Origin of the sequence: Ciceribacter sp. T2.26MG-112.2 (assembly GCF_900492205.1) — a bacterium.
Taxonomy (GTDB): Bacteria; Pseudomonadota; Alphaproteobacteria; order Rhizobiales; family Rhizobiaceae; genus Allorhizobium; species Allorhizobium naphthalenivorans_A.
In genome coordinates this window covers 295592-312495 of sequence record NZ_UEYQ01000005.1, presented here as the reverse complement: position 1 = coordinate 312495, position 16904 = coordinate 295592, and the positions used below count along the sequence as shown (strand labels likewise).

Below are 16904 nucleotides of genomic sequence, written 5' to 3'. Positions count from 1 at the left end.
CCGAAGGCAAGCGTTCAGCCGCGGCGGCGCGTGCGCCGTCCGCCTTCCTGGGCACCGGATTCCGCCGCGGTCTTGTTGCGCAGCGGGCCGATCTTCTCGACGATCGTCTCGATGGTCGGACGCGGTCCGGGCGTGTAGCCGTCGATCGCCGCGCGCATGGCGGCAAGATGGCCGCAGGACGTGCCGCAGCAGCCGCCGATGATCTTCGCTCCGGCATCGCGGGCGAGCCTTGCATATTCGGCCATCAGCGGCGGTGTGCCGGAATAGTGGATTTCCGTACCGCGAAATTCGGGGATGCCGCAATTGCCCTTGACGATCACGGTCGCGGCCGGATCGGCGGCGGTCATGTCGAGCAGGCTCGCCAGAATGTCGGAGGCGCCGACACCGCAATTGGCGCCGACCGCGAGCGGTCCGGAACCGATGTCTTTGGCGACGCCGTGAATGTCTTTCGGATCGAGCCCCATCATCGTCTTGCCGGCCGTGTCGAACGAGCCGGTATAGGTATAGGGCAGGCCGGTCTTGACGGCGGCTTCGGCCGCGGCGCGGATCTCGTCCGCCGAAGACATGGTCTCGATCCAGGCGACGTCGGCGCCGCCGGCTTTCAGGCCCTCCATCTGCTCGGCAAAGGAAGCGACCGCCTCGTCATAGGTCATGGCGCCGAGCGGCTGCAACAATTCTCCCGTCGGACCGACGGAACCGGCGACGATGACCTTGCGCGGCGCCTTGTCGGCGACGGCGCGGGCAATCTCGGCTGCCTTCTTGTTGAGCGCATGGACACGGTCCTGCGCGTGGTGCAACTTCAGGCGATGGCGCGTGCCGCCGAAGGAATTGGTGAGGATGATGTCGGCACCGGCGTCGACGAAATCCTGATGCAGCTTGGTGATCTTCTCCGGTTGGGTCTCGTTCCACAGTTCCGGAGCCTCGCCGGCTTCGAGCCCCATGGCAAACAGATTGGTGCCCGTCGCTCCATCGGCGAGCAGCACGCCTTTCTGGGCCAGAAGTTCGGAAAGGGGATTGGGTGCGGTCGCCATGGTGCTCAGTCCTCGTAAATTCGGTTCACAGGATTTAGAGGCTTCTGCCGGGAGCCGCAACGGACAAACGCAGCGACCCGTTCGCGCCAAGCCTTTATGCCGGGCGAGGGGGATCACCCGCCGGTGTCACCATGGCGGCGACGATCGAGGCCATGTCGATGGTGCCGACGGGCCGCCCGGTGGCGTCGGTGACGCTTGCCACGCCCACGCCGGCGGCGAGCATCTGCCGGGCAGCGTCTTCCAGTACGCTGTCGGCCGGCACCGCGATGCCGTGGCGCGCCGGAGAAGACGGCTCCAGCGGCTTCATGACCGAGGCGGCCTGAAGAACCCGGCCCCGGTTGACCTCGCTGACGAAGGCCGAAATGTAAGCGTCGGCCGGGGCAAGCACGATGTCCTGGCCCGTTCCTTGCTGAACGACTTCCCCGTCGCGCAGGATGGCGATCCGGTCGCCGAGTCGCAGCGCCTCGTCGAGGTCATGGGTGATGAACACGACGGTTTTCTTGAGGTCGCGCTGGAGTTCGAGCAGCATGGTCTGCATGTCGACCCGGATAAGGGGATCGAGTGCGGAAAAGGCCTCGTCCATCAGGAGGATCCCGGCATCGGTGGCGAGTGCGCGGGCAAGTCCGACTCGCTGCTGCATGCCGCCCGAAAGCTGGTGCGGATAATGGTCCTCGAAACCGGCAAGGCCGACGCGCTCGATCCACTCCCGGGCTCTTGTCCGGGCCGTGGAACGGTCAATGCCCTGGATACCAAGCCCGTAGGCGGTGTTTTCCACCACGGTGCGATGCGGCAACAGCGCGAACTTCTGGAACACCATCGCCGTCCTTGTGCGCCGAAACGCGCGCAATTCGGCAGGCGACATGCGGCAGACGTCGACGCCGTCGACCAGTACCTCGCCGGCCGTCGGCTCGATCAAGCGGTTGAGGTGGCGGATCAGCGTCGACTTGCCTGAGCCGGACAGCCCCATCACGACCGTGATGTAGCCGCCCGGCATGGCGATATTGATGTTCTTCAGGCCGAGGACATGGTGATGGCGGTCGTTGAGTTCGGCCTTGGTGATACCGCCCTTCACCGTCTCGACCAGTTCGGCACCGCGCGGGCCGAAGATCTTGTAAAGGTTGCGGATCTCGATGCTCTCAGCCATGGATCCTCTCGGTATGCTTCTGCAGCCGTCGTCCGTAAGCCTGGCTGGTGCGGTCGAAGATGATGGCGATGACGACGAGCGCGAAGCCGTTGAGCAGTCCGATGGTGAAGAACTGGTTGGTGATCGCCTGGAGGACGTTCTTGCCGAGGCCACCGACACCGATCATCGAAGCGACCACGACCATGGCCAGCGCCATCATGATCGTCTGGTTGATGCCGGCCATGATCGTCGGCAAGGCCAGCGGTAGCTGGACCTGGAAAAGCTTCTGGAAACCGGAGGAGCCAAAGGCATCCGCCGCCTCAAGCACATCCCTGTCGACGAGACGGATGCCGAGATTGGTCAGCCGGATCATCGGCGGCACGGCGTAGATCACGACGGCGATCAGACCGGGCACCTTGCCGATGCCGAAGATCATCACGACGGGGATCAGGTAGACGAAGCTCGGCAGGGTCTGCATGACGTCGAGGACCGGATTGACGCTGGACTGCATGCGGTCGGACCGGGCCATCAGGATGCCGATCGGCAGGCCGATGACGATCGAAATCAGGGTGCACACGGTCACCATGGCGAGCGTTACCATGGTGTCTTCCCACAATCCGACCAGACCGATGACGCCCATGGACAGGAGGGTGCCGAGCGTGATCTTCAAGCTGCGGCTGGCCAGATAGACCAGCGTGGTCAGCAATGCCAGAAAGACGATCCACGGCGCACCGACGAAAAGCGCCTGCAACCAGTTGAGGAACCATTGCAGCGGCTCCAGCGCATTGTCCAACTGGTCGCCATAGGTGCGCACGAACGACTTGAATCCGCCATCGACGGACTTTCGCAGATCGCGCAAAAAGTCTTCGTCGAGCGTGGGAAACTCGCAGAGCAGTTGCGGCAGGTAGTCACAAAGGGCGCGCGCCATCACCCATACCCCCCTGGGTTCTTTCGTCCGGCAAGTGCTGCGTCGAACAGCGGCCGCCGCGAACGGCGGCGATGCAGCGGCCAGACGCGGCGGCCAGCGCGGAACTCAGAGCGCAGCCTTGACCTTCGCGGCCACGTCCGGAGCGACCCAGCTCATCCATAGGTCCGGATAGGTCGCGAGGAAGTGCCTGGCTGCATCTTCGTTCGGCGCCTGGTTTTCATCCATCCAGGCGAGCACCTGGCCGACGGTCTGATTGTCCCATTGACGAGTCTTGAAATAGTCGATGGCGATCGGGTTCTTCTCGGCGAATGATTGGGTGACGACGGTGAAGACGTCCGACACCGGATAAGGATTGACCTTGGGCGCGGCGCAATCGGCGACCGCCGTGCAACTGTCCCATTCGGCTTTGTCGTGCGCCACGCCGAAGGAGAGTTTGACCATTTCATACTTGCCGAGGATGGCGGTCGGCGCCCAGTAATAGCCCAGCCAACCGGTCTTCTTCTCGAAAGCGCTGGCGATCGATCCGTCCAGCCCGGCGGCCGAACCCGTGTCGATCAGTTCGAAGCCCTTTTCCTTGGCGCCGAGCGCGCGGTAAAGATTGGCGGTGGAGATCTGGCAGCTCCAACCGGCGGGGCAGTTGATCACGGCGCCCTTGGAGGGATCCTCCGGTGCGGGGAAGAGTTCCGGATGTTCCAGCGCCTGCTGCACCGTCTTGATCTCGGGATTGGCGTCGGCGATGAATTTCGGGATCCACCAGCCCTCGACGCCGCCATCGCTCAGGATCGGTGCAAGTTGCAGCAGTCGCCCTTCGGCGACGGCCTTCTCCAGCACTTCGCGGGCCGTGTTGATCCACATTTCCGGCGCAACGTCAGGCTCGCCCTTCTCGTTCATCGAGGTGAACGTCGGCATCGTGTCGCCCGTGACCAGCGTGACGTCGCAGCCATAGCCCGCTTCAAGAATGATCTTGTCGACATGCGCGGCGACTCCGGCCGAAGCCCAGTTCATCTCGGCAATCGTCACCTCGCCGCATTCCGCGGCCTGGGCCGCGCCCGGCAGAGCATAGAGGGCTGCTGCAAGGATGGTGGATGCAAAGAGCTTCTTCATGAGCTTAAGACCTCCCAGTCTCGATCTTTGGCGACGCACAGGCGGCGGCGCGAGGGATTTGGTGCTGATCCCTGGCACCTAGGGCGGAATCGGCGGCAAGCAAGGCGCGCATCACTCAATAGGGGTCTGCTTTCGATCTGGGACGCCCTGGAGCGATCAGGTTCCAGAACGCGGTCGCCAAACCATGCCGACATGCCGATCGATGAAGCCTACGGCTTCCGCCGGATAAATCAACCTTGGAGCCGCGCTTCGGCAATACCAAGGCTCCCCGGCCAGATCCGGCGGGAGCAGTGTCGTGCAGAAAAGCACAAAATTTTGATCTCGGACGCGAAGGGATAACCATCCGGTAAGAACTGCCGCGCTACAAAGCCCCCAACGGCGCGTAACTGCCGTCAGCGTCTCCGGAGTTGGTTTTGCGTCCCGGAGCGCTGAAGTTTCTTCGGCGAAGGGGCCCTGTCGTGGCCCGCCGCTTTCCGCCTCCTTCATAATCCGATCGAGTTGCGCGGCCAGAGCCTTGAGTGGTCAGCCGCTTGTGATTCCAGCCGAATTGGCGCAATGGGGAAGCGTCGCACCGTGCCACGGGCGGGCCTCGATACGGGAGCGTGCGACGCGAAGGCGTTGTGCCATGACGCGGCCGGGCGGGTGTCTTTGCCCTCGGTCGTGCATAGCTGGCCTCGCGTGAGACGATGACCATTGGGGATGAGCGATGGCGAAGACGGTGATGCTGCAGGGGACGGGGTCGGACGTCGGCAAGACGGTTCTCGTCGCCGGGCTTTGCCGGCTTGCCGCCAATCGCGGCCTGAAGGTCAGGCCGTTCAAGCCGCAGAACATGTCCAACAATGCCGCCGTCACCGACGACGGCGGAGAGATCGGCCGGGCGCAATGGCTGCAGGCTCTGGCCTGCCGGGTGCCGTCCTCCGTGCACATGAACCCCGTGCTGCTCAAACCCCAGTCCGAGACCGGCAGCCAGATCATTCTGCAGGGCAGGGTCTTCGGCCAGGCGAGGGGACGCGATTACCAGCGACTGAAACCGCAACTGCTCTCCGCCGTGCTGGAGAGCTTCGAGAAGGTCAAGGTAGGCGCCGACCTCGTCATCGTCGAAGGGGCGGGCTCGCCGGCGGAAATCAACCTGCGCGCCGGGGATATCGCCAATATGGGCTTTGCCACCCGCGCCGGCGTGCCGGTGGTGCTGGTCGGCGACATCGACCGGGGCGGGGTGATCGCCTCGCTGGTCGGCACGCATACGATTCTGTCCGACGAGGACCGCCGACAGATCGTCGGCTACATCATCAACAAGTTCCGCGGCGACGTCAGCCTGTTCGACGACGGCATTGCGGCGATCGGCCGCTTCACCGGCTGGCCGTGCTTTGGCGTCGTGCCCTGGCTGAAGGCCGCCGGACGCCTGCCGGCCGAGGATTCGGTGGTACTGGAGCGGCTGGCGAGCGGTCGTGCCGGCGCGCTCAAGATCGCCGTGCCGGTCCTGTCACGCATCGCCAATTTCGACGATTTCGATCCGCTGGCCGCCGAGCCTGAGGTGGACCTCGTCTATGTGCGGGCCGGCGAGCGACTTCCCGTCGATGCGGGCCTGGTCATCCTGCCGGGATCGAAATCGACGATCGGCGATCTCGAGGATCTGCGCGCCAATGGCTGGGACGCCGATCTCGCCGCCCATGTCCGGCGCGGCGGCCGCGTGATCGGCATTTGTGGCGGCTACCAGATGCTCGGGCGAACCGTCGCAGATCCGCTCGGGCTGGAAGGAGAGAGCCGGACGGTGGAGGGTCTGGGGCTGCTGGAAGTCGACACCGTGATGGCGCCGGAGAAAACGGTGCGCAACAGCCGTGCCCGCTCGGTCGAATTCGACGCGGATCTTTCGGGCTACGAGATTCATCTCGGGGTGACGCAAGGCCCGGATTGCGCCCGCGCGGCGGTGACGATCGAAGGGCGGCCGGATGGGGCGCGGTCGAAGGATGACCGGGTCATGGGCAGCTATCTGCACGGCCTGTTTGCCAGCGATTCGTATCGGGGTCGACTTCTGGAGAGTTTTGGCATCAGCGGCGGGGGAGGCGACTATCGCCAGAGTGTGGAAACGGCGCTGGACGAACTGGCCGAAGAGCTTGAGGCGCGCCTGGCGCCCGAGTGGCTGAGGCAGTGGCTGGATTAAATCAATCCTGAGAAAGCTCGGAGCGGATTTCCGCTCGTTATGGTGGTGCGAATTTGTTGGCTGTGAAAAAGGCTATGCGCGGCCGAGCCTGCGCATTGCACGCCTATTTTTCCGCGGCGACATCCACCGGCGAGGCCATGAGTTGTTCCTGGCCCAGCGAATTGTCATTGTGCTTGAAGGCCAGGATGCTGAGCACCGAGGCAATGATCACAAGGAATATGGCGCGCATTGTTTGCTCCTGACGCTCGCTCCTATAACGACATTGCGGCAAAACTGGTTCCGGTACGGCTAAATCCATCGGTAAAATCCGAACGGATCCCGTTTTATTTCATCGGCTTATTCCATGGGCATGGCGGAGGAGGTGGGATTCGAACCCACGGTACGGTTTCCCGCACGCCGGTTTTCAAGACCGGTTCCTTAAACCGCTCGGACACTCCTCCGGTGAACCGCCTTATGCGCAATGACGAAGCGCTTGGCAAGACGGATTTGCTCGACACGGAGAAACGACCGAAGCCCCTGCATCACGACGGTAGTCCGGTTGGAATTCCGGAAGTACCGTTCATTCCGTCGGCAGTATGCCGCAATCATTGTTAGTCGTCTATTAACCATGATTGCTTTTGTTCTGGATAGTTTGAGGCAATTGTTCGCAATTCTGCCATGTTGTGGCCGATTTACTGCATCGTATCAGGACGGTTGGCCGGTTGCCTCGGGGCGGACCGGCGGCGGCAGGGGGCCGTCACCGGGATTTCGGCAAGTGGGACAGATGAAAGACATCGGCGGCGCAACCTTGTTCGGCGGAGCGAAATGGCTCGCATTGACGGTCCTTTGCGCCAGCCTCGCCTCCTGCTCGACGACCGGCGGCAAGAGCGAGACAAAGAACAAGCGCTCCAAGGAATATTTCGCCGAATCCGAATATGGCGTGAAAGCCAGCCCGCGCCTGGTGAAAAACGGCCCGGTGCCAAAGGGCGGCGGCCGCTACATGGTCGGCAAGCCCTATAGCGTCAAGGGCAAGGTCTACGTTCCCAAGGACAATCCGGCCTATGACAAGACCGGCATCGCCTCGTGGTACGGCTCGGCCTTCCACGGGCGTCAGACCGCCAATGGCGAACTCTACGACCAATACCACCTCTCGGCCGCTCATCCGACCCTGCCGCTGCCGAGCTATGCGCGGGTCACCAATCTGGAGAATGGCAGTTCCGTCGTCGTTCGCGTCAACGATCGCGGACCCTTTCATGCCGGGCGCATCATCGACCTTTCCAACAAGACCGCAGACATGCTCGACATGCAGCACAGCGGCACCGGCAAGGTTCGCGTGCAGTATATCGGGCCCGCGCGTATGGACGGCCATGATATGCCCTACTTGATGGCCTCCTATGTGAAGAAGGGCAACCGCTCGCCCGTGGTTGACCCGCAAGGCCAGATCGCCAGCGGCGTGATGGTCGCCTCGGCCGACAATTCGGTCATGCCGGTCAATCCCTCCTATGCCGCGCCAACGATGACGAGCCTGGCCGGACCTACACCGTCCGCGCCTTATCCGGCCGGCGGGGCGGCGTCCGCCGCGGAGGCCTTCGACGCGCTCGTCATGCTCCCGGATTTCGGTCCCATGCCGACCGAACGCCCGCTTGACGGTCACTATCTGAGGCTGCCCGGTTCGAGCGCCGCGTCGGCCTATGCCGGGCAGGCGGCCACCACGCCCTCCGCGCTTGCCTTCGAGGCGATTATGGTGCGCAATGACGGCCTGACCGAGGCATCGATTCTGTCTTCGGTGGCGCGCGGCGCAACCAAACTGTCGGCGCGTCGCTAGACTGAACGGGCGGGCCGCAAGCCGAGGCTTGTGGTCTTGGCGGCGATGAACAGAAGTAGATCATGCGAAACAGTCTTGCCCTTGTCGTCCTGTTCGTCGCCTTCATTCTTACCTCACCCGTCTTGGCCCAGCAGGCGCCGCCTCGGCTGTTCGAAACCAAGGCCGCCCAGGCCCTGATGATCGAGGCCTCGACCGGTACGGTGCTTCTCGCCAAGGGTGAGCAAAAGGCATTTGCGCCGGCATCGCTCGCCAAGCTGATGACGCTCGAAGTGGTGTTCGATGCCATCCGCCGCCGCGAGATCGGCCTCGACACGGTCTACCGGGTTTCGGAACATGCCTGGCGCACCGGCGGCGCACCGTCGCGCACCGCGACCATGTTTGCCGCGCTCAAATCCGAATTGCGTGTCGAGGATCTGCTGAAGGGCATCATGGTGCAGATGGCGAACGATGCCTGCATCATCCTTGCCGAGGGCATGAATGGCAGCGAGGAGGCGTTTGCCATCCGGATGAACGAGCGAGCCAAGGCCATTGGTCTCCGCGACAGCCATTTCGCCAACCCGACGGGGCTCCCGCATCCGCAGAACCGCACAACGCTGAGCGACATGCTTCTGCTCGCCCGCCATCTGCAATCGACCTATCCGGAATTCTACCGGATGTTCACGCAGGCTGAGTTCGAATGGAACAAGATCCTGCAGCGCAACCGCAATCCGCTTCTTGGCCGCAGCGCCGGCGTCGATGGGCTCGCATCTGGCTTTGCCGAAGGTAGCGGCTATGCGCTGGTGGCCTCGGCCGAGCGCGGGGGGCGGCGGCTGTTTCTCGCGGTCAGCGGGCTGGCGAGCGACAAGGAACGCACCGAGGAAGCTGTCCGCCTGCTTGACTGGGGTTATTCCGCCTTCGAGATGCGCCACCTCTATGATGCCCGCGAGGCGATCGGCGCGGCCAGCGTCTATGGCGGAGAGAGGCCGCAGGTCGACCTGCTCGCTTCTGGTCCGGTCGATGTCTATGCGGCGACGGACGATCCCGAGCGTCTTCAGGCGCGGATCGTCTATCGCTGGCCGCTGCGCGCGCCCTTGCCCGCCGGTGCGGATGTCGGGGTGTTGAAGATCTCGCAAGGGGAGAGACTTCTGCGGGAAGTGCCGCTCAAGACCGCCGAGGCGGTCGGCGTGGGCACGCTCCGGCAAAAGGCCGGGGACGCCCTTTTCGAACTGTTGTTCTTCTGGCTCTAGGGCTTCGAATGCGGTTTCGCGGCCCTATGTAATGCGCTACACAGGGCAAAATGGCCGCAGCGGCCGCAAGAGCAGGGCGATGAAATTGGCGACGGGTGCCGGATTGTTCGTGAGTTTCGAAGGGGGCGAGGGGGCCGGAAAGTCGACCCAGATCCGCCGCCTTGCCGACATGTTGCGACGCAAGGGCCTGGACGTCATCACCACCCGCGAGCCGGGCGGCTCCGCCGGAGCGGAAGCCTTGCGCCATGTCTTGCTGTCCGGGGCGGCGGAACCCTTCGGTGTCCGCATGGAGGCGCTTTTGTTTGCCGCCGCGCGCAACGACCATGTGGAAACGGTGATTCGCCCGGCGCTCGCCAAGGGTTTCGTGGTGCTGTGCGACCGTTTCATGGATTCCTCGCGCGTCTATCAGGGTGTGACCGGCAATCTCGAGCCGGAATTCATCGATGCGCTGGAGCGGATCGCGGTGAACGGCGTGGTGCCGCATCTCACCCTCATTCTCGATCTTGCCGCCGCAACCGGTCTCGCCCGGGCGCGCGGCCGGCTGACCGCCGAGGCGAATGGCGCTGCGGCGCCCGACCGCTTCGAGCGGGAGGAAGTGGATACCCACGAAAAGCGCCGCCAGGCCTTCCTCGACATCGCCGCAGCCGATCCGAAGCGCTGTCGCGTCATCGATGCCGACCGCCCCGTCGGCGAGATCGCCGATGACATCGCCGGGGCGATCCAGCCTTTCTTGGCAGACCTCAAGCCGGTCAGCCAGCCGGAATCGGTTGGCGCCGAATGAGCGAGGAGCGCTACGGGGTTCTCGACGGGGCGATCGCGCCGGCCGTCAATACGCGGCTCTTCGGCCACGAGGCGGCGGAAGAGTTCCTGGCGCGTACCTACCGTTCGGGCAAGGGCCACCACGCCATCCTGATCGAGGGGCCGCAGGGGATCGGCAAGGCGACGCTGGCCTTTCGCTTCGCCAACCACGTCCTGTCGCATCCCGATCCACAGAGCGCGCCGGAGCGGATTGCCGATCCGGATCCGGGCTCGGCGGTCAGCCGGCAGATCGCCTCCGGCGCCAGCCACAATCTGCTCTATCTGACCCGCCCGGTCGATGAGAAGACCGGCAGGTTCAAGACGGCGATCACCATTGACGAGGTCCGGCGTGCCGGTCACTTCTTCTCGCAGACTTCCGGCACCGGCGGTTGGCGCATCGTCATCATCGACCCGGCGGACGACCTCAACCGCAACGCGGCCAACGCCATCCTGAAGATCCTCGAGGAACCGCCGAAACGGGCAATGTTCCTGGTGCTCTCGCATGCGCCGGGCAAGCTCTTGCCGACCATCCGGTCACGCTGCCTGCCGCTGAAGCTTTCGGCCCTTTCGGACGAGGCGATGCGCCAGGCGCTCGGCCAGCTCGGGCTTTCGATCCCGCAGGGGCAGGCCGAAACGGTGCTTTCCCTGTCCAAGGGCAGCGTGGCGCAGGCGCTGAAGCTCGCCAATTATGGCGGTGCTGACCTCATCGAGGCGTTTCGCAAGCTGCTGGGCGAGCAGGGACCAGCGGCGCGCAAGACGATGTACAAGCTCGCGGATGCCTTGAGCGCCAAGGACAGCGACGTTGCCTTCGGCTTCTTCACCGAGCACCTTGGCGAGTTCCTGATGGACGAGGCGCGCTCGGCGGCTCTTTCCGGCAATCTGGTGCGGGCGGAGCATTATTCGAGGCTGTCCGCATCGATCACCGAGCAGCTCGGCATCGCGGCTGCCTATAATCTCGAACGCAAGCAGACCATCCTCGACGTGCTCGCATCCGTAACGGCCTGAGGGCGGGTTGCCTCCGGCTTGCCTGTCATCCCCATGCCGCTGGGCTGGGCTTCGATAAAACGGCTGTTTCTATGCGCGCAAGAATGCTCTAAGAACCGGCAATACTCCCACAGGCGCAATCGACGCGGATCACAAAGACCGACCATGAACGACACCTACTTCATCACCACAGCCATCGCCTATCCGAACGGCAAGCCGCATATCGGCCATGCCTACGAGCTGATCGCCACCGACGCCATGGCGCGGTTCCAGCGGCTCGACGGAAAGGACGTCTTCTTCCTCACCGGAACGGACGAGCATGGCCAGAAGATGCAGCAGACGGCGCGGGCCGAAGGGATTGCGGTGGAAGAACTCGCCAAGCGCAATTCCGACGAATTCCGCGCCATGGGCAAGATGCTGAATTCGTCGAACGACGACTTCATCCGCACCACCGAACAGCGCCACCACATCACCGTCCAGGAAGTCTGGCGCCGGATGGAGAAGAACGGCGACATCTACAAGGACAGCTATTCCGGCTGGTACTCGGTTCGCGACGAAGCCTATTACCAGGAAGAAGAGACGGAGTTGCGCGCCGACGGCGGGCGCTACGGGCCGCAGGGCACGCCGGTCGAATGGGTCGAGGAGGAGAGCTATTTCTTCCGCCTTTCGGCCTATGAGGACAAGCTGCTCAAGCTCTACGAGGACCAGCCCGACTTCATCGGCCCGAACGAGCGCCGTAACGAGGTGATGTCCTTCGTGAAATCCGGTCTCAAGGACCTGTCGATCTCACGCACCACCTTCGACTGGGGCATCAAGGTTCCGAACGATCCGAAGCACGTCATGTATGTCTGGGTCGACGCGCTGACCAACTACATCACCGCGACCGGCTATGTTGAAGACGAAAACGGGCCGCGCGCCAAGTACTGGCCGTGCGACGTGCACATCATCGGCAAGGATATCATCCGTTTCCACGCCGTCTACTGGCCGGCCTTCCTGATGTCGGCGGGCCTGCCCCTGCCCAAGCGCGTCTTCGCCCACGGCTTCCTGCTCAACAAGGGCGAGAAGATGTCGAAGTCGCTCGGCAACGTCGTCGACCCGGTCGACCTGGTCAACCATTTCGGCCTCGACCAGGTGCGCTACTTCTTCCTGCGCGAAGTGTCGTTCGGTCATGACGGCAGCTACAGTGCCGAGGCGATCGCCACCCGCATCAATGCCGACCTCGCCAACGGTATCGGCAATCTCGCCAGCCGTTCGCTGTCGATGATCGCCAAGAACTGCGACGGCAAGATCCCGGCGCCCGGTCCGCTGACCGACGCCGACAAGGCGATGCTTTCGACCGCCGACGCCATGCTCGCCACCTGCCGCGCCGAAATGGCAGAGCAGGCGATCCACAAGGCGGTGGCCACGATCATCGGCACGGTCAACGAGGCCGACCGCTATTTCGCCGCGCAGGAACCCTGGGTGCTGCGCAAGACCGACGTGCCGCGCATGGAAACCGTGCTCTACGTCACGGCCGAAGTGGTGCGCCAGATCGCCATCCTGTTCCAGCCGATCATGCCGGCCTCGGCGGAGAAGCTGCTGGATCTTGTTGCGGCTCCCGCCGACAAGCGCGATTTCGCCGCCCTTGGCGAAGCTGGCCGTCTGGTTCCCGGAACCGAGCTTCAGGCGCCGGCGCCGGTCTTCCCGCGCTATGTCGCACCGGAAGCGGACGCGAAGGCTTGATGAACCGATGCTGATCGATACCCATTGCCACCTCGACTTTGCCGACTTCGACGCGGAACGCGACGAACTGGTCGCCCGTGCCAAGGAGGCCGGCGTCGCGCAGATGGTGACGATTTCGACAAGGGTGAAGAAGCTCGATGCGCTGCTGGCGCTGGCGGACCGCTATCCGGGCGTCTTCTGCTCGGTCGGCACCCATCCGAACAATGCCGACGAGGAACTGGACGTCACTGCCGACGATTTCGTCCGCCTGGCGGAAAGCCATGACAAGATCGTCGCCATCGGCGAATGCGGGCTCGACTATTTCTACGACACGCAGAAGCCGGAAGACCAGAAGACCGGATTCCTGCGCCAGATCGAGGCCTCGCGCCGCACGCAGCTGCCGCTGGTCATTCATAGCCGCAGCGCCGACGAGGACATGGCGGCGATCCTGACCGAGGAAATGGGGAAGGGGGCCTTCCCTTTCATCCTGCACTGCTTTTCGTCCGGTGAGGCGCTGGCGAAGACCGGCATCGAGCTCGGCGGCTACGTGTCCTTCTCCGGCATCCTGACCTTCCCCAAGTCGACCGAACTGCGCGATATCGCAAAAGGCCTGCCGCTCGACCGGCTACTGGTCGAGACCGATGCGCCTTATCTGGCGCCGAAGCGCTGGCGGGGCAAACGCAACGAGCCCTCCTATGTGGTCAATACGGCCGAGGTTCTGGCCGAGACCATGGGGGTCAGCTTCGACGAGATGGCGCGGATCACCACCGACAACGCATTTCGCCTCTTTACCAAGATGCCGAGGCTCTGAGCCATGATCTATCGCCGCCGCTTCACCATCCTCGGATGCGCGTCGTCGCCCGGCGTTCCGCGCATCAACGGCGACTGGGGCGCCTGCGATCCGAACAATCCGCGCAACCGGCGCACGCGCGCCTCCTTCATGGTGCAGCAGATCGCGCCCGACGGCGGCATGACGACCGTGATCGTCGATACCGGGCCGGACTTTCGCGAGCAGATGATCGCCGCCAAGGTGCAGCATGTCGACGCGGCGATCTACACCCATGCCCATGCCGACCATCTGCACGGCATCGACGACCTGCGCGGCTATTTCGTCATGCAGAAGCATCGCATTCCGATCTATGCCGAGGCCGACACCATGGCGCGCATCCGCCAGGGTTTTGGCTATTGCCTGGAAACACCGGCCGGCAGCAACTATCCGCCGATCGTCCTGCCGATCGTCATCGAGGATCTTTCGCAGCCGCTGGAGATCACGGGGAAGGGCGGCACGATCCGCTTCCAACCGCTGGTCCAGCAGCATGGCGACATTCCCTCGCTGGGTCTGAGGATTGGTAATGTCGCCTATTGCTGCGATGTCAGCGACTTCCCCGACGAGACGGTCGCCAGGATGGACGGCCTCGATGTGCTGATCATCGACGCGCTGCAATACCGCCATCATCCGAGCCACCTGTCGCTCGAACAGGCGCTGGGCTGGATCGAACGGCTGAGGCCGCGCCACGCCTATCTGACCCATATGCACATTCCGCTCGACTACGAGACGGTGATGGCGGAAACGCCGCCGCATGTCGAACCGGCTTATGACCAGCTGGCTTTCGAAACCACGGTCGATCTCTGACGGCTTTATTCAAGCCTTCAGGAACAAGCCGTATGTCATTGGTAACATGACGCAAACGTGGGAAGGAGAAAATCATGAACTGTATCTTTATCCAGGTTCGCTGCCGTCCGGGAAAGACCTACGAGGTCGCCGATCGGATCTACGAAAAAGAGGTCGTCTCGGAACTCTATTCGACCAGCGGCGAATATGACCTTCTGGCGAAGATCTACGTTCCCAAGGGTGAGGATGTCGGCAAATACGTGAATGCGATCTTCGTGGATATTCCCGATGTCGACCGCACGCTGACGACGCTGACGTTCCACGCATTCTGACTTTCGGGCGATACGGGATCGGAGCGCTCCGTGCATCCGTGCCATCGTACCGGGCGAACCGGTTTAAGCCGTAGCGCGTCGGCATTGCCAGATCCCAATCGGGCCAGCGTTATCAAGGGCCTGATTTCAGGCGCGAAATCCGGGCATCGCCGAGTACAACCTACATCAATTAGTTCCATAATCTATCTTATGCGATCTTTGGATGGGGTCTCGCCGGCGTTACACCATCCCTGTCGGCAGATCAGACACGTCAGACAAACGGCCGGTCCGCCAGTATCTCTTCCGCCTCGTCGCGGTCCATGGCCATCACCCTTCGGCCGATCTCGAAGCTGAAGCCGTTGCGGGCGAAGGCGGAAAACTCCTTCGCATGTCGCTTGTCGTCGACCTCGACGTCCGGCCGGCGGTACGGGCCGAAAGCCCGCTTGCGGGCAAACACCAGAGCCGAGAGGAAATCGTCGGTCTCTTCCAGCGCCTGCTGCACGATCTCTCGATCGATACCCTTCTCGATCAGCTTGCGGCCGATGGCACGTTTCGACTTGCCGTTGCGCGCCGAAGAGCGCGTGCGGATCTCGGCATAGGCCGTATCGTCGAGCGCCAGCATGGTGCGGCCGAACTCGACCGCCGCGGCCGACAGAGCCTTCACCTGCCTATCCGAAATATCCTCGAACTTCTGCTTCGCCTTGCGGGCGATGGCGTCGGACAGCTCGCGCTCGGTCATCATCCGGCGCGATAGCCGGTAGAGCGCTGAATTGCGCGACCAGGCCAACATGCGGGGCGTCGGCGCCAGCGCTTCGGTCTCGCCCTCTTCCCCCGTCAATCCGCCCTCTCCGCGTATCGTATATTTACGATATGAAGTCCTGATATCATCACACCCTAGGTCCCCGCAACCGCACCTGCGCTTTGTCCGGCATTCGGCAGCAGTCTGCCCTTGCGCACCTCACCGCCGTTCGACGTCAAACCGAGTCGATGTCAAACCGGGTCGATGTCGCCCCTCGCCCACATCTCCATCGTCTCCGCCTTGAAGTCCTCGAAACGGCCTTCCTCGATCGACTTGCGGATGCCCTGCATCAGTTCCTGATAGTAGGACAGGTTATTCCAGGACAGCAGCATGCCGCCCAGCGCCTCGTTCGAGCGCACCAGGTGATGCAGGTAGGCGCGGGAATAGTCGCGGGCAGCCGGGCAGTTCGACTGGTCGTCGAGCGGCCGCATGTCCTCGGCATGGCGGGCATTGCGGATATTGACCTTGCCGCGGCGGGTGAACGCCAGGCCGTGACGGCCGGAGCGGGTCGGCATGACGCAGTCGAACATGTCGATGCCCTCGGCCACCGATTTCAGGATGTCGTCGGGCGTGCCGACGCCCATCAGGTAGCGCGGCTTTTCAACCGGCAGGACCGGCAGGGTGATGCCGAGCATCTTCAGCATGACGTCCTGCGGCTCGCCGACCGCGAGGCCCCCGACCGCGTAGCCCTTGAGATCGAGCTGCTTCAGGCCCTCGGCCGATCGCACCCGTAGCTCCGGGATGTCGCCGCCCTGGACGATGCCGAACATCGCCTTGCCCGGCTGTTCGCCGAAGGCGACGCGGCAGCGTTCGGCCCAGCGCAGCGACATTTCCATCGCCCGCTCGATCTCCTTCGGCTCGGCCGGCAGCGCCACGCATTCGTCGAGCTGCATCTGGATGTCGCTGTCGAGCAGGCCCTGGATCTCGATCGAGCGTTCCGGCGACATGTAGTGGGTCGACCCGTCGACATGGCTCTTGAAGGTCACGCCCTTTTCGTCGAGCTTCCTGAGGCCCGACAGCGACATGACCTGGAAGCCGCCGGAATCGGTGAGGATCGGACCCGGCCAGCGGATCAGTTCGTGCAGGCCGCCGAGGCGCGCCACGCGCTCCGGGCCGGGGCGCAGCATCAGGTGGTAGGTATTGCCGAGAATGATGTCGGCGCCCCCTTCCCTGACCTGGTCGAGATACATGGCCTTGACCGTGCCGACCGTGCCGACCGGCATGAAGGCCGGCGTGCGGATCACGCCGCGCGGCATGGAAATCTCGCCGAGCCGGGCCTTGCCGGAGGTGGCTTTCAGGGTGAACTGGAAGGTGTCGTGCAT

16 protein-coding genes and 1 tRNA gene are annotated in these 16904 nt (G+C 63.5%); 9 read left to right on the top strand and 8 right to left on the bottom strand.

Going from position 1 to position 16904, the window contains the following annotated elements; translation table 11 throughout:
- Positions 1-14: 14 nt before the first annotated feature.
- From bmt to DYZ14_RS11135, 4 genes are all read right to left on the bottom strand, one after another.
- The gene (bmt, locus tag DYZ14_RS11150) at positions 15-1031 is read right to left on the bottom strand and encodes a betaine--homocysteine S-methyltransferase (protein WP_154720734.1); all 1017 of its coding nucleotides are present in this window, start codon (positions 1029-1031) and stop codon (positions 15-17) included.
- 94 nt (positions 1032-1125) lie between these two features.
- A complete protein-coding gene (locus DYZ14_RS11145) occupies positions 1126-2175 on the bottom strand; it encodes a quaternary amine ABC transporter ATP-binding protein (RefSeq protein ID WP_154720733.1) in 1050 nt (349 codons plus the stop codon).
- On the bottom strand, positions 2168-3082 hold the full coding sequence (locus DYZ14_RS11140; protein WP_154720732.1) for an ABC transporter permease: 915 nt from the start codon (positions 3080-3082) through the stop codon (positions 2168-2170). The genes DYZ14_RS11145 and DYZ14_RS11140 overlap by 8 nt, the downstream gene beginning before the upstream one ends.
- 105 nt (positions 3083-3187) lie before the next feature.
- Entirely contained in the window at positions 3188-4186 is a 999-nt protein-coding gene (locus DYZ14_RS11135; RefSeq protein ID WP_154720731.1) for an ABC transporter substrate-binding protein, read from the bottom strand.
- A gap of 706 nt (positions 4187-4892) precedes the next feature.
- On the opposite strand from DYZ14_RS11135, the gene DYZ14_RS11130 reads away from it, so the two are divergent.
- A complete protein-coding gene (locus DYZ14_RS11130; protein ID WP_154720730.1) occupies positions 4893-6347 on the top strand; it encodes a cobyric acid synthase in 1455 nt (484 codons plus the stop codon).
- Positions 6348-6450: 103 nt separating this feature from the next.
- On the opposite strand, the gene DYZ14_RS24570 is transcribed toward DYZ14_RS11130, so the two are convergent.
- Both DYZ14_RS24570 and DYZ14_RS11125 read right to left on the bottom strand, forming a co-directional pair.
- Entirely contained in the window at positions 6451-6576 is a 126-nt protein-coding gene (locus DYZ14_RS24570) for a hypothetical protein (RefSeq protein ID WP_269749449.1), read from the bottom strand.
- Between the two features lie 121 nt (positions 6577-6697).
- Positions 6698-6787 (bottom strand) — tRNA-Ser (locus DYZ14_RS11125).
- A 323-nt stretch (positions 6788-7110) separates the two neighbouring features.
- Here DYZ14_RS11125 and DYZ14_RS11120 point away from each other — a divergent pair.
- The 8 genes from DYZ14_RS11120 to DYZ14_RS11085 all read left to right on the top strand — a co-directional run bounded on the left by DYZ14_RS11120 (position 7111) and on the right by DYZ14_RS11085 (position 14804).
- Complete coding sequence (locus DYZ14_RS11120) at positions 7111-8151, top strand: septal ring lytic transglycosylase RlpA family protein (RefSeq protein WP_154720729.1); 1041 nt, start codon at positions 7111-7113, stop codon at positions 8149-8151.
- Between the two features lie 62 nt (positions 8152-8213).
- Positions 8214-9377 (top strand): D-alanyl-D-alanine carboxypeptidase family protein, encoded by a 1164-nt coding sequence (locus DYZ14_RS11115; RefSeq protein ID WP_154720728.1) that lies wholly within the window; start codon positions 8214-8216, stop codon positions 9375-9377.
- A gap of 85 nt (positions 9378-9462) precedes the next feature.
- Positions 9463-10158, top strand: coding sequence for a dTMP kinase (tmk, locus tag DYZ14_RS11110; RefSeq protein WP_154720787.1), 696 nt, complete (start codon positions 9463-9465; stop codon positions 10156-10158).
- The gene (locus tag DYZ14_RS11105) at positions 10155-11180 is read left to right on the top strand and encodes a DNA polymerase III subunit delta' (protein ID WP_154720727.1); all 1026 of its coding nucleotides are present in this window, start codon (positions 10155-10157) and stop codon (positions 11178-11180) included. The genes tmk and DYZ14_RS11105 overlap by 4 nt, the downstream gene beginning before the upstream one ends.
- Positions 11181-11324: 144 nt before the next feature.
- Positions 11325-12881, top strand: coding sequence for a methionine--tRNA ligase (metG, locus tag DYZ14_RS11100; RefSeq protein ID WP_154720726.1), 1557 nt, complete (start codon positions 11325-11327; stop codon positions 12879-12881).
- Positions 12882-12888: 7 nt separating this feature from the next.
- Positions 12889-13671: a TatD family hydrolase gene (locus DYZ14_RS11095; protein ID WP_154720725.1), complete on the top strand. Its 783-nt coding sequence runs from the start codon at positions 12889-12891 to the stop codon at positions 13669-13671.
- A 3-nt stretch (positions 13672-13674) separates the two neighbouring features.
- The gene (locus DYZ14_RS11090) at positions 13675-14493 is read left to right on the top strand and encodes an MBL fold metallo-hydrolase (RefSeq protein ID WP_154720724.1); all 819 of its coding nucleotides are present in this window, start codon (positions 13675-13677) and stop codon (positions 14491-14493) included.
- A 74-nt stretch (positions 14494-14567) separates the two neighbouring features.
- A complete protein-coding gene (locus DYZ14_RS11085) occupies positions 14568-14804 on the top strand; it encodes an Lrp/AsnC ligand binding domain-containing protein (RefSeq protein WP_115669456.1) in 237 nt (78 codons plus the stop codon).
- Positions 14805-15054: 250 nt separating this feature from the next.
- Here the strand turns inward: DYZ14_RS11085 and recX are convergent, their stop codons facing one another.
- Both recX and tgt read right to left on the bottom strand, forming a co-directional pair.
- Entirely contained in the window at positions 15055-15621 is a 567-nt protein-coding gene (gene recX / locus DYZ14_RS11080) for a recombination regulator RecX (RefSeq protein WP_269749448.1), read from the bottom strand.
- A 152-nt stretch (positions 15622-15773) separates the two neighbouring features.
- Positions 15774-16904, bottom strand: coding sequence for a tRNA guanosine(34) transglycosylase Tgt (tgt, locus tag DYZ14_RS11075; RefSeq protein ID WP_154720723.1), 1131 nt, complete (start codon positions 16902-16904; stop codon positions 15774-15776).

Coding starts and splice junctions, on each gene's coding strand:
- bmt (WP_154720734.1), bottom strand. CDS start 1,031: ATGGCGACCGCACCCAATCCCCTTTCCGAACTTCTGGCCCAGAAAGGC.
- DYZ14_RS11145 (WP_154720733.1), bottom strand. CDS start 2,175: ATGGCTGAGAGCATCGAGATCCGCAACCTTTACAAGATCTTCGGCCCG.
- DYZ14_RS11140 (WP_154720732.1), bottom strand. CDS start 3,082: ATGGCGCGCGCCCTTTGTGACTACCTGCCGCAACTGCTCTGCGAGTTT.
- DYZ14_RS11135 (WP_154720731.1), bottom strand. CDS start 4,186: ATGAAGAAGCTCTTTGCATCCACCATCCTTGCAGCAGCCCTCTATGCT.
- DYZ14_RS11130 (WP_154720730.1), top strand. CDS start 4,893: ATGGCGAAGACGGTGATGCTGCAGGGGACGGGGTCGGACGTCGGCAAG.
- DYZ14_RS24570 (WP_269749449.1), bottom strand. CDS start 6,576: ATGCGCGCCATATTCCTTGTGATCATTGCCTCGGTGCTCAGCATCCTG.
- DYZ14_RS11120 (WP_154720729.1), top strand. CDS start 7,111: ATGAAAGACATCGGCGGCGCAACCTTGTTCGGCGGAGCGAAATGGCTC.
- DYZ14_RS11115 (WP_154720728.1), top strand. CDS start 8,214: ATGCGAAACAGTCTTGCCCTTGTCGTCCTGTTCGTCGCCTTCATTCTT.
- DYZ14_RS11105 (WP_154720727.1), top strand. CDS start 10,155: ATGAGCGAGGAGCGCTACGGGGTTCTCGACGGGGCGATCGCGCCGGCC.
- metG (WP_154720726.1), top strand. CDS start 11,325: ATGAACGACACCTACTTCATCACCACAGCCATCGCCTATCCGAACGGC.
- DYZ14_RS11095 (WP_154720725.1), top strand. CDS start 12,889: ATGCTGATCGATACCCATTGCCACCTCGACTTTGCCGACTTCGACGCG.
- DYZ14_RS11090 (WP_154720724.1), top strand. CDS start 13,675: ATGATCTATCGCCGCCGCTTCACCATCCTCGGATGCGCGTCGTCGCCC.
- DYZ14_RS11085 (WP_115669456.1), top strand. CDS start 14,568: ATGAACTGTATCTTTATCCAGGTTCGCTGCCGTCCGGGAAAGACCTAC.
- tgt (WP_154720723.1), bottom strand. CDS start 16,904: ATGCACGACACCTTCCAGTTCACCCTGAAAGCCACCTCCGGCAAGGCC.